We start from the raw sequence: 12,361 nt of genomic DNA on the forward strand, positions 1-12,361 counted from the left end.
CTTCTACTTAATCAGGCGGCTGTGTACGCCACACGTTGTTCACGATTTAATCCCTGAAGCGCCGACACATCGACGATCAGCGCCACGCTACCATCACCCAGAATGGTGGCGGCAGAAATACCCGGCACTTTGCGGTAGTTGCTTTCGAGGTTCTTCACTACCACCTGGTGCTGACCAATCAGCTGATCGACCAGCAGCGCGTAGCGACGGCCCGCGCTTTGCAGGATCACAACGATGCCCTGCGTGGCCTCTGTCTTCGCCCCGTCCACTTCGAACACTTTCCACAGCTCAACCAGCGGCAGGTACTCACCGCGCACTTCGAGGACGCGCTCGCCGCCCGCCAGCGGATGCAGATCTTCTTCACGCGGCTGCAGGGATTCCATCACGGCGTTAAGCGGCAGGATAAAGACTTCGTCCGCCACTTTGACTGACATGCCGTCGAGGATCGCCAGCGTCAGCGGCAGCAGGATGCGAATGGTGGTGCCGGAACCCTGTTTAGACTGGATCTCAACGTGGCCGCCCATCTCCTGGATGTTACGTTTCACCACGTCCATGCCTACGCCGCGTCCGGACACGTCGGTCACCTGCTCCGCGGTAGAGAAGCCCGGCGCGAAGATCAGCATGCCCACTTCTTCATCGGTCATGTTTTCATTGACCGCCATCCCCTGCGAAATCGCTTTTGCCAGGATGCGCTCGCGGTTAAGACCCGCGCCGTCATCGGTCACTTCGATGCAGATGTTCCCGCCCTGGTGTTCCGCAGAGAGGATCAGGTTGCCGACCGGCGATTTTCCGGCGGCAATGCGGTTTTCCGGCAGTTCGATACCGTGGTCGAGGCTGTTACGCACCAGGTGCGTTAACGGGTCGATAATGCGCTCGATCAGGCTCTTATCCAGTTCGGTTGAGCTGCCCATCAGGGTCAGTTCAATCTGTTTATTCAGCTTGCTGGCAAGGTCGCGAACCAGACGCGGGAAGCGGCTGAAGACATATTCCATCGGCATCATACGGATGGACATGACCGATTCCTGCAGGTCGCGGGCGTTACGCTGCAGCTGACCCATGCTGGTGATCAGATCGCCGTGGGTAACCGGGTCCAGTTCGTTAGAACGCTGAGCCAGCATCGACTGGGTGATCACCAGTTCGCCCACCAGGTTAATCAGCTGGTCGACCTTCTCAACCGCAACGCGGATGCTGGTTGACTCGCTGGAGCGCGCGGCAGGTTTCTCACCGCGGCCAGGTGCTGCGGCCTCTTTTGGCACTGCCTTCAGCGCCGGAGCCGCAGGAGCCACAGCCGGTGCGGCGGCCTGAGCGACAGCGGCCACCTCTTCCGCAGCGGCAGGGGCGTCGACCGCGGGCGTTTCGGTTTCGAAGGCGATCTGGTCAGCTTCAATCACAAAGCACAGTACCGCCACGATATCGTCCTGGCCAATACCGTCATCAAGCGTCGCGGCAAGGCTGTCTTTGCCTTTTACCACGTTGCCTAACTTCGCCAGGTTACCCAGCTCTTCTTCCAGCAGGTTAACTTCATTCTCTTTGAGACGTGACAGCACAACGCGCAGTTTGCCCGCTTGTGCAGCGGCTGGCGCGGCCTCGTCGGCAGCAACCGCATCGACAACGCTCAGTTTCGCCGCAGGGACAACGGCTGCAGCGACCTCACCTTTTGCTTCCAGGGCGAGCTGGCGCAGCGCATTGCAGATGTATTCAAAGCTGGCGGCATCAGGCTCTGCCGAACTTTTATAGGCGTCGAGCTGTTCCTGCATAATATCTTTGGTTTCCAAAAACAGGTTGATAATGTCGGTATTGAGCTGCATCTCACCGCGTCGTGCTTCATCAAGCAGGTTTTCCATTAAATGGGTCGTTTCCTGCAGGATGGTAAATCCAAACGTTCCGGCTCCGCCTTTAATAGAGTGCGCCGCACGGAAGATGGCATTGAGCTGCTCGGAGTCCGGTGCTTCAGGCACCAAATCGAGCAAGTGTTGCTCCATATCGGCCAACAATTCGTCGGCTTCATCAAAGAATGTTTGGTAAAAATCGCTAATATCCATGCTCACGCTATCACCTCGGATTGGCTGGTGGCGATGTTGGAACGGCAGCCGAAGGAACGGCCCCAGGCTGTTTTAAATCGTCCAGTGACTCATTCTGACTTTCGGCGTTTTCATGCAGGATGGCCTGCTCCGCCTGCTGGTTCAGCACTAAAAGACTGATACGACGGTTGATGGCATCATCCGGCCCGCGGTCGGAAACGCGCATGGTTGCGGCCATGCCGACTACGCGCAGTACCTTGCCATCATCAAGCCCACCTACCACCAGCTCGCGACGCGAGGCGTTGGCACGATCGGCAGAAAGCTCCCAGTTGCTGTATCCCTTCTCCCCACTGGCGTACGGGAAATCATCCGTGTGTCCTGACAGGCTGATTCGGTTAGGAATGCCGTTCAGCACCGGTGCAATGGCACGCAGAATATCGCGCATGTACGGTTCGACTTCCGCACTCCCGGTTTTAAACATTGGGCGGTTCTGGCTGTCGATAATCTGAATACGCAGCCCTTCCTGCACCAGGTCGATCTTCAGATGCGGGCGCAGCGCGCGCAGCTTCGGATCAGCTTCAATCAGCTGATCGAGATCGCCCCGCAGTTTCTTCAGACGCGCCTGCTCCATCTTTCTTTTCAGCTCGTCGATGTTCGGCTCTTTTTTCACCTCACCCTTCTGCTGGGTGTAATCATCGCCGCCGCCCGGGATCGGGCTTTCGCTGTTAGAGATACGCGGCCCACCGGCCACCGCCGTTGCCAGCGGCGTTCGGAAATATTCGGCAATCTGGATCAGTTCTTTTGGGCTGGAGATGGAGATCAGCCACATCACCAGAAAGAACGCCATCATTGCGGTCATAAAGTCGGCGTACGCAATTTTCCACGAGCCGTGTGCGCCATGCCCGCCGCCCTTGTGCTTGCGTTTTTTTACGATGACGATCGGATGGGACTGGTTTTTCATGCGTCCTCAGTTGTCGTCTGTTGGTTTGGATTTTTCACCGCACGCACGTGTTCTTCAAGCTCGATAAACGACGGACGCTCGCTGGAGTAAAGCGTTTTACGGCCAAACTCAACCGCGATCGGTGGCGCGTAACCGTTGAGGTTAGAGAGCAGCGTGATCTTCACGCACTGCATCATTTTGGTGGTTTCCGCGCTCTTCTGGCGCAGAACGCTCGCCAGCGGAGAGATGAAGCCGTACGCCAGCAAAATACCGAGGAAAGTCCCCACCATCGCGTGGGCAATCAGCGCGCCCAGCTCGGCTGCCGGACGGTCTGCCGAGGCCAGGGCGTGAACCACGCCCATTACCGCGGCAACGATACCGAATGCCGGAAGCGAGTCGCCGACCAGCGCCAGGCTGTTGGCCGGCACTTCAGATTCGCTTTCGTGGGTTTCGATCTCTTCGTCCATCAGCGCTTCGATTTCGAAGGTGTTCATGTTGCCGCTGATGATGAGTCGCAGATAGTCGACGATGAAATCCAGCATCATGGCATCAGCAAGAATTCGCGGATAGCTGGCAAAAATTTCGCTCTCTTTCGGGTTTTCAATATCCCGTTCAAGCGAGAACATGCCCTGCTGACGCGACTTCGCCATCAGGCGATAGAGCAGTGCCAGCAGATCCATATACATGCTTTTGGTGTATTTCGAGCGACGGAACAGCAACGGAATCGCTTTCAGCGTGCCCTTGATCGATTTACCGTTGTTACCAACGATAAAAGCCCCTACCCCTGCACCGCCGATGATAATAAGTTCAGCCGGTTGATAGAGTGCTCCAAGGTGCCCGCCGGTCATCATGTAACCGCCGAAAACTGTACCGAGAACTACCAGGTAACCTAATAAGATAAGCACGACATCATCCTTCCGCTAGTGACTATGGCAAGGACGTCCAGCTCGCAGCGTTTACCGTTTGCGGGGTAAAAAAAAGCAGCGGTAATTGCTTACCGCTGCTGGAATCTTTCCCACACGTTCGGGTTAAACAGCTTGTTCGATCTGTTCATCCAGCAGTTGTGGAATAATATCGGCAGCATCCCGGGAAAGTTTACGTCTTTTTACTGCGCGGGATGGAGGCTGACATAAACTACAGGCGAAGCTGCCTGCAGGTTGATGAGCATGGGTAATAAAATTGCCGTCGCAGCAGTTGCAGCGCGACAGTTCAAGCATTCCGCTCTCAACAAAACGCACCAGCGTCCATGCGCGGGTCAGCGCCAGCAGAGGGCCTTCTTCCTGCTGTGGGCATTGTTCAAGGTAAAGTTTGTACGCTTTGATCACGGCGTCAACGCCGCTACACAAACCGGTTTTGAGAAGATACTGCCAGGCATTACAGAACATGGAAGCATGAATATTCTGCTCCCACGTCATAAACCAGTCGGTAGAAAACGGCAGCATGCCTTTCGGCGGGGGACTACCACGTAACTCTTTGTACAGTTTGATGAGACGACCACGGCTCAGCTGAGTCTCGCTTTCCAGCATTTGTAAACGAGCACCCAGTGTAATCAGCTCCATGGCCAACTGTATGTCACGCGCTTCCTGAACAATGCTTTTCTCGCTCATTGCTAGGCCCTTTTCTTACGGGCTACGTCATCAGGCTGGCTGATTTCGTTAAGCAAGCGAGTGGAAAGAAGAATACCGGTATGGATCTGTTGAAGATCGTCCACACGGGATTCCTGCGTCAGACGCGTTATTGTCTGTGAATCATCGAAACGGAACTGGCAAACCAGTTGATTCGTTTCAGCCAGTTTAACCATCTGCGGGAGGGTTAAGCCGCCCAGCATGGTTGCCATTTCTTCGTTAATACCCAGACGAAACATCGCGGACGCCTTGTCCTGACTAATCAAACGCTGCGCGAGCAGTAAATACGACAAATTGATGTCATAGATATGTTTTAGCAACTCGGATGTATGCATTGTTCCCATCCCGAATAACCAACTATTATTTTTATGCGGAAAGACCGCACCCCGTGATGTCGCCGGGAAATCACCCGGTATAAAAAAGAAAAGGCTAAATGCATAGTTGAATTTAGGTTTGTATTCACTGAAACCGTAAGAGAGAAACCGCGAATGCGTCTCTTACATGATTTATCATTTCTTACAAATAACTAAGATTTTTCCTAATTCGACGCAAACTCTACTCGTCAGTTTTGACACATACAATCCAGCCACCCTCAAATTTAAAAAAAATGTGATCCACGTCACACAATTTAAGTGAATATGACCCATAAATCCATCAGTATGACTTGTAATTTGGTCAAAATTTAGCCAATCGGTACTGTTTTGTATTCTTAATTGACGAATACTCATGCAGAAGGGTGATCCAAACTGGCATGCAACGTGCTTTTCATGCCGTAAGCGCCGCGCGGAAACATTTACATCAGGCCCCTCTCCTGGAAACATTTTTCTTACCGTGAAAAAACATATAGTTATGCAGGTAGCACAAAAAAGATGTTTCAGGACGTGATCATTCGAAATGAGTTTGTAACGCATCAAAACGATTTAACAGTCCAGGCGTGGATTTGTGTGATTTACGTTAAGTTGTTAATTTTTTTCATTTAGGCGCATTTTTCAGTTATTCTTCTTATAAGAATAATTAATGAATAATTATGATAAGCTTCACACTAATGTCGTAATCTGCTCTTGCAGAACCGGAGATTTCGCGGTAAAGGTGGTTAAACGCTGTCTTTCAGACATCTAAGGAGTGCGCCATGAGTTACTCCCATCTTCTTGTTTCCGTTGCAGTTTCCCCCGAAAGCCATCAGCTCGTCGCCCGGGCGGTTTCCATTGCCAGACCCCACAATGCCCGCATCAGCCTCATCACCCTCGCCGCAGAGCCGGAGATGTATAATCAGCTGGCCGCCCCCATGCTGGAGGATATTCGCGAGGTTCTGCAGGAAGAAACGCAGCAATTTCTGCGCGAATTAGTGGAAAAGGCACAATATCCTGTTTATGAAACTGTTATTGCGACCGGGGAACTTAACGCCCATATTCTCGATATGTGTCGCAGACAAAATATAGATTTAGTGATTTGCGGGAACCATAACCACAGCTTTTTATCGCGGGCAGCCTGCGCGGCGAAATCTATTGTCGCGTCGAGCCAGGTCGATGTGCTGTTAGTGCCGCTTGGGGGGCATTAGCCCCCCAGCAGTAAATCAGGCGAGTTTAGGGAAGGTCGCGATCTTTTTTTGCAGATCGCCTTCATGGCTTTGCGGAGCGATATTCCGGAGATCCTGAATAAAACGCGCCTGCCAGTGGTTAATATCGTTCTTCCGGATTGTCTCCATCATGTCAGCATGACGGGAAATACGTTCCGTGAGCGGCATTGTCAGGGCACGATTCAGCGCGTTCGCCACGTCATCCCTGTCGTAAGGGTTAACGATGAGCGCCGACGTGAGCTCATTTGCGGCTCCGGCAAACTGGGAAAGCACCAGAACACCCGGGTCGGCAGGATCCTGGGCCGCCACATACTCTTTCGCCACCAGATTCATCCCGTCGCGCAGCGGCGTGACCAGCCCAACGTCCGCATAGCGGAAGACCTTCATCAGGATCTTACGGTCAAAGTGTTGATTCAGGTAAAACAGCGGCGTCCAGCCCAGCTGGCCGTAGCGGCCATTAATGCGCCCTGCTTCTGTCTCCAGCTGATGACGAATATCCTGATAGGCCTGAACCTCACCGCGCGACGTCGGCGCAATCTGGGTATAGCGAATTTTCCCGTGATGCTGCGGGTATTTATCCAGCAGCGTTTCATACGCCAGGAAGCGTTCCGGCAGCCCTTTGGAATAATCAAGACGTTCAACCGAGAAGATATTTTTCACGTGCTTGAGTTCATTCTTAAGCTGCGCCAGCTTCGGCGGCAGCGGGCCGGAAGCCTGCTCCGCGATTTCGTCAGGTTCAATCCCTATTGGATAGACCTCGGTGTGGAAGGTTTTCCCCCACGCCGTATGGGTTTTCCCGCCTTTGGTCACCAGACGCGCTTTGCCAGACACGGAGTCAAGGAACGCGAGGCGGTCATTTTCGGTCTGGAAGCCCAGCAAATCGTAATCACACAGCGCCTCCAGCAGCTCTTCATGCGGCGGCAGCGCGGTAAAAATTTCCGGCGTCGGGAACGGGATGTGCAGGAAGAAGCCAATCCGGTTATTCACCCCCCTCTTTCGCAGCTCTCTCGCGAAGGGCAACAGGTGATAATCGTGGATCCATAAAATATCGTCTTCCTCTATTAATGGCAGCAGTTTATCCGCCAGCAGCGCATTTACGCGCGAGTAGCCTTCGAAGGATTCACGCTGGAATTTGACCAGGTCAAGACGATAGTGGAACGCAGGCCACAGGACGGCATTTGAGAACTGCGAGTAATACTCGTCATAGTCTTTCTCTTTCAATGCAAATGAAGCCCACATAATGTTTCCGCGCGTCACCTTGTTGAGCGGTTTCTCCTCTTCACTGATTTCTCCACTCCAGCCAAACCACAGCCCGCCAGCGGCTTTTAAGGCACCTAACACCCCTACCGCCAGGCCACCCGCGCTGGCTTTTTTATCATCCGGCGGTGCGATTCGGTTAGAGACGACGACTAAGCGACCCATAATGGTTTCCCCCTTTGCTTTGCGCTATTTGTTGTTGTTGCTGGTTAGCGATGTCAGATATCCACTGCCAGACGCTGGCGACATCCGCCAGCCGCCATTCGGCAACGGTGTCACCAGGCCCCACCTTGACGGCGATCCCTCCGGCCTGATTCACCACGCGAAACCCGGCCTCGTCGGTCAGGTCATCCCCAATGAAAACGGGCGTTCGCCCTTTAAAAGGCGGCGACGCCATAAACGCGGCGATGGCCGCGCCTTTATTAATCCCTTTCGGTTTTAACTCCACGACGCATTTGCCGGGCTGCAACGCCAGCTGAGGATGGGCATCCGCTACCGTCTGAGCCAGCGCAAGCACGGCCTCCTCATGCTGCGGCGCCTGACGATAATGCAGGGCAAAGGCCATGCCTTTGGCTTCCAGCTCGGTGCCAGGCAGCGCTTCCAGCGCAGCAGAAAGCTGCTTCTGGAGCGTTTGCGTGAGTGCGTCAGGGAGTGAAACGATATGCGTGTGATCATGGATGTCGCGGCGCTCCGCTCCGTGTACACCGGCCAGCGGAAAGTGGTAAGGACTGGCGAGCGTATCCAGCTCGGCCATTGAGCGCCCTGATATCAATGCCAGTGCTCCCTCGTTCATGAGCGAGAGCTGATGCAAATCCTGTAACACCGCATCCGGAATAGACACCTGGTCAGGGTGCGGTTTTATCCCGGCGAGCGTGCCGTCGAGATCGAAAAAGAAAGCATAGTGTCCGGGCAGTACAGGCGGTGCGATTAACATGTCAGCCACCCTTTTCCTCCTTACGGTTTACGAGAGGTAAACGCCTTTACCTCTTTCATAGCCATGTAAGTATAGACAGTGTGACGTCGCTCGCCATTTGACAACCGCCCCGCCAGTTTTACTGGCGGGGCGGTTAAGGGGTCAACTATGGTTATAAGTTGAGCAATAAAAGACAGGAAAAAGGGTTACAGGGTACGCTTCGCTTTTTGCTTGTAACGGTCGAAAATCACCGCTGCCAGCAGGATCAGACCACGAACCACGTACTGCGAGAACGGCGAAATATTCAGCAGGTTCATGGCGTTCTCCACCGTGCCTAAAATCAGGATACCGGCCACCACATATGAGATTTTTCCGATGCCGCCCTTGAGGGAAACGCCCCCTAAAACGCAGGCCGAAATGACGATCAGCTCGTAGCCAATAGAGGTCATCGGCTGGCCGCTGGTCATACGCGAAGCCAGGATAATCCCCGCGGCGGCAGAAACCAGCCCTGAGAGCACGAAGATAATAATCTTGGTTCGCACCACCGGTACCCCGGCCAGACGGGCGGCCTCTTCGTTACCGCCAATCGCCAGAGTATTGCGGCCAAAGGTGGTCCGGTTGAGCAGGAAGCCGAACAGGATCAGGCAGGCCACGGTCAGCCAGATTGGCGCAGGCAGCCCCAGCCAGTTGGCGTAACCCAGGGTAAAGAAGCGCTCGTCTTCAATCCCCACCGCTTTACCGTCGGAGATGATATAGGCCAGCCCGCGGACAATTTGCATCGTCGCAAGCGTGGTGATCAGGGCGTTAATCTTCAGGCGTGCGATAACAAAACCGTTCACCAGACCGCTGATGACGCCGAGTAGCAGACCGGCGAGAACGCCAATCCACAGGCTCTCCGTCATGTTGATCACCACTGCCGTCGTGACGCCCGCACAGGCAATCACCGACGCCACCGACAGGTCAAAATCGCCGGAGGCCAGGCAGAACAGCATCCCGCAGGCCACCATCCCGGACATGGAAATGGCCAGCCCCAGCCCCTTCATATTAATGAAGGTGGCAAAGTTAGGAACAAAGATCGCGCAGGCGAGGAACAGTGCGGCAAAGACCACCAGCATGCCGTACTGATCCCAGATACGTCCAAAACTCAGCGCCGACTTCGACTTCGGCGCTCCGGATGTAGTAACAGAGGACATCATTAACTCCTTACTCAGGCGACAGCCTGGCTGACTTTAGGCATGGCGAGGTTCAACGCCTGTTGTTCATTCGCCTGTTCATGAAGCAATTCACCGGCAATTTCGCCTTCACGCATCACCACAATGCGGTCGGCCACGCCAAGCACCTCCGGCAGATCGCTGGAGGCGAAGAGCACCGCCACGCCACGTTTTGCCAGCTCATAGATCACGTTATAAATCTCGTGTTTTGCCCCCACATCGATACCGCGCGTCGGCTCATCCAGCAAAATGACCTTCATATCTTCCGACAGCCAGCGGCCTAAAATCGCCTTCTGCTGGTTTCCGCCTGACAGATTCATGATCAGCTGTTCCGGACCCGGCGTTTTAATATTCAGCGAGCGAATATGGTGGTCGGCGTTGCTCGACTCCCAGCCATCGTTTATCAGGCAGCCTGCGCGAATAAACTTGCGGCGAGCGGAAATATTGATGTTGTCGCGTACCGAATGTACCGGAATAATCCCCTCGGCTTTACGGTCTTCCGGGCAGAGCATCATGCCCGCCCTGATCGCGTGGGCCGGTTTCTGGATATCGACCCGTTCACCATCAATAGAAACTTGCCCATCGGTAATACGGGTACCGCCGAACAGGCCTTTCATTAATTCACTGCGCCCCGCCCCCACCAGACCAAACAGGCCGACAATTTCGCCGCTGCGAACGGATAACGAAATCGGCGTGCGCACGCCCGGCGCTTTGACGCTGTCCAGACGCAGGCGTTCAGGGCCGTACTGACGCGGCTGCCAGTGATAAATATCACCCAGCTCGCGTCCGACCATCGCCTGAACAAGCTGGTCATGGTTAACCTGCTGCATGTTGGTAAAGGTGCGCACATAGCGCCCGTCTTTAAAGACGGTGATGGCGTCGCTCAGGGCAAATATCTCTTCCATGCGGTGCGAGACATACAAAATCGTACGGCCTTCCTGACGCAATTCGCGGATCACGCGGAACAGATTTTCAATTTCACGCGCAGAGAGCGAACTGGTGGGCTCATCGAAGGCGATAATTCTGGCGTTACGCGCCAGCGCCTTGGCAATTTCAACCATCTGCCACTGGCCGATGGAGAGATATTTCAGCGGCGTCTGGGGATCGACGTCCAGACCCAGGTGTTTAAGCTGCAGCCCCGCTTCATAATTAAGTAGCGAACGATTTACCACGCCGCCTTTGTGCGGAAGCTGACCTAAATAGATGTTTTCCGCCACGGTCATCTCAGGAATGAGGTGCAGCTCCTGATAGATGATCGCCACCCCGGCATTGAGCGCCGCCGTGGTATCGGCAAACGCCACCTCTTCGCCGCGAATGGCCAGCGTGCCGGTCGTAGGCGCGTAGTTGCCGCTGAGGATCTTCAACAGCGTGGATTTCCCCGCGCCGTTTTCCCCCATCAGGGCGTGAACCTGGCCGGCATAGCAGTCGAAGCTGATATCGGTCAGCGCGTTAACACCGGGAAAAGTTTTCCCGATGCCGCGAAAAGAGAGATACGGATCAGACTGTCGCATAACGTCTCCGTGATTCCTGTAGTGTGTACGTCTGGCCCCTCACGATGCATGAGGGGCACAATCACAGCGTATTACTTACCGCCCAGCCCTTTTTTCGCCAGCTCCTCTTTGAAGTTGTCGCGGGTAATCAGCACCACGTCGGTCACTTCGGTAAATTTCGGCGGTTCGGCCCCTTTGGTTACCCAGTTGTAGAGCATCTCACTGGATTTGTAGCCGTGAACGTCCGGGCTCGGCAGAAGAGAACCGTAGAAGCCGGTAGCCTGCGCTTTGGACAGCTCGCTGACGGCGTCAACGCCGTTGATGCCAATCCCGATCACGTCAGGCGCTTTGAAGCCCTGGCCTTCCGTCGCGCGCACCCCGCCCAGCACGGTGTTGTCGTTCATGCCGACCACCAGCCAGTGTTTGACCTCCGGATGCTGGACAAGCATAGAGTTCGCGGCGTCGAAAGCGCCCGGGATATCGTTGGATTTGGTTGGGACTTTATAGATCTGTTTTTCCGGGAAGCCAGCCGCTTTCAGCGCATCCATTGAACCGGTAGTACGACGACGGGCGGTGTCCAGCTCGTCAGCCGTGATTGCCATTACCGCGGTCTCTTTGACATCCCAGCCGCGCTTTTGCATCTCTTTATAGAGTTCCTGGCCCTGGCGTTCGCCGATTTTGGTCGCCGCCATCATGACCAGCGGGACGGTGTCCATCGGCTTGCCTTTGGCGTTAACGAACTGATCGTCAACCGCGATGACCTTCATATCGTAACCGCGCGCTTTCGCCGCGATTGCCGACCCCAGCTTTGGATCCGGAGTACAGATAACGAAACCTTTTGCACCGCTGGCCGCCAGGCTGTCGATGGCGTTCAGGGTTTTTTCGCCGTCAGGCACGGCGATTTTAATGACTTCAAAACCTAAATCTTTCCCGGCTTTATCTGCGAATTTCCACTCAGTCTGGAACCAGGGCTCTTCGGGCTGTTTTACCAAAAAACCGAGTTTTAAATTCTCAGCGATAGCGGATTGTGACATAACGGCAGCCAGACCGATGGCCGCCAGCGCTTTAGTAAATTTGTGCATGGTAAACTCCAGCTTTAGCATTCTTTTCTGTAGGGAATAAGTGCGTGCTTCTTATTTAATCGGACTTAAAACAAGGCATTAGCGCTTACCTCGTCATAAGCGTTATTGCTGGTGATAGTTTTAGCGGGAAATTAATCATCCATAAGAGAGCCCCATCACACCGCAGAATTACAGTAATTGCGTACATAAATTCAGCGAAAAATGACATAAAAAAGGCGGGATTTGTCAGACAAATAGAAAGGGGTT

11 protein-coding genes are annotated in these 12,361 nt (G+C 54.2%); 1 reads left to right on the forward strand and 10 read right to left on the reverse strand.

Annotated features, from left to right (window positions below; all coding sequences use genetic code 11):
• Positions 1 to 11: 11 nt before the first annotated feature.
• The 5 genes from cheA to flhD form a co-directional block, all read right to left on the reverse strand.
• Positions 12 to 2,048: a chemotaxis protein CheA gene (cheA, locus tag USF70_RS09275; RefSeq protein ID WP_320735557.1), complete on the reverse strand. Its 2,037-nt coding sequence runs from the start codon at positions 2,046 to 2,048 to the stop codon at positions 12 to 14.
• A gap of 4 nt (positions 2,049 to 2,052) precedes the next feature.
• Complete coding sequence (gene motB / locus USF70_RS09280; RefSeq protein WP_032658606.1) at positions 2,053 to 2,982, reverse strand: flagellar motor protein MotB; 930 nt, start codon at positions 2,980 to 2,982, stop codon at positions 2,053 to 2,055.
• A complete protein-coding gene (gene motA, locus USF70_RS09285) occupies positions 2,979 to 3,866 on the reverse strand; it encodes a flagellar motor stator protein MotA (protein ID WP_008500417.1) in 888 nt (295 codons plus the stop codon). The genes motB and motA overlap by 4 nt, the downstream gene beginning before the upstream one ends.
• 123 nt (positions 3,867 to 3,989) lie before the next feature.
• Complete coding sequence (gene flhC / locus USF70_RS09290; protein WP_013096051.1) at positions 3,990 to 4,568, reverse strand: flagellar transcriptional regulator FlhC; 579 nt, start codon at positions 4,566 to 4,568, stop codon at positions 3,990 to 3,992.
• 2 nt (positions 4,569 to 4,570) lie between these two features.
• Entirely contained in the window at positions 4,571 to 4,921 is a 351-nt protein-coding gene (gene flhD / locus USF70_RS09295) for a flagellar transcriptional regulator FlhD (RefSeq protein ID WP_008500415.1), read from the reverse strand.
• A 794-nt stretch (positions 4,922 to 5,715) separates the two neighbouring features.
• Here flhD and uspC point away from each other — a divergent pair.
• Positions 5,716 to 6,144, forward strand: a complete 429-nt coding sequence (uspC, locus tag USF70_RS09300) for a universal stress protein UspC (protein ID WP_033145878.1) — start codon at positions 5,716 to 5,718, stop codon at positions 6,142 to 6,144.
• Between the two features lie 15 nt (positions 6,145 to 6,159).
• Here uspC and otsA read toward each other — a convergent pair whose 3' ends face one another.
• The 5 genes from otsA to araF all read right to left on the reverse strand — a co-directional run bounded on the left by otsA (position 6,160) and on the right by araF (position 12,115).
• Positions 6,160 to 7,584: an alpha,alpha-trehalose-phosphate synthase gene (otsA, locus tag USF70_RS09305; RefSeq protein WP_320735558.1), complete on the reverse strand. Its 1,425-nt coding sequence runs from the start codon at positions 7,582 to 7,584 to the stop codon at positions 6,160 to 6,162.
• Positions 7,559 to 8,362, reverse strand: coding sequence for a trehalose-phosphatase (otsB, locus tag USF70_RS09310; RefSeq protein ID WP_320735559.1), 804 nt, complete (start codon positions 8,360 to 8,362; stop codon positions 7,559 to 7,561). Before otsB ends, otsA begins: the two co-directional genes overlap by 26 nt.
• 176 nt (positions 8,363 to 8,538) lie before the next feature.
• Entirely contained in the window at positions 8,539 to 9,525 is a 987-nt protein-coding gene (gene araH, locus USF70_RS09315) for an L-arabinose ABC transporter permease AraH (RefSeq protein ID WP_029742191.1), read from the reverse strand.
• A gap of 14 nt (positions 9,526 to 9,539) precedes the next feature.
• Positions 9,540 to 11,054, reverse strand: coding sequence for an L-arabinose ABC transporter ATP-binding protein AraG (araG, locus tag USF70_RS09320; RefSeq protein WP_320735560.1), 1,515 nt, complete (start codon positions 11,052 to 11,054; stop codon positions 9,540 to 9,542).
• 71 nt (positions 11,055 to 11,125) lie between these two features.
• Positions 11,126 to 12,115, reverse strand: a complete 990-nt coding sequence (gene araF, locus USF70_RS09325) for an arabinose ABC transporter substrate-binding protein AraF (protein WP_003859687.1) — start codon at positions 12,113 to 12,115, stop codon at positions 11,126 to 11,128.
• Between the last annotated feature and the right edge of the window lie 246 nt (positions 12,116 to 12,361).

Source organism: Enterobacter sp. 237C8 (assembly GCF_034106865.1).
GTDB lineage: Bacteria > Pseudomonadota > Gammaproteobacteria > Enterobacterales > Enterobacteriaceae > Enterobacter > Enterobacter asburiae_B.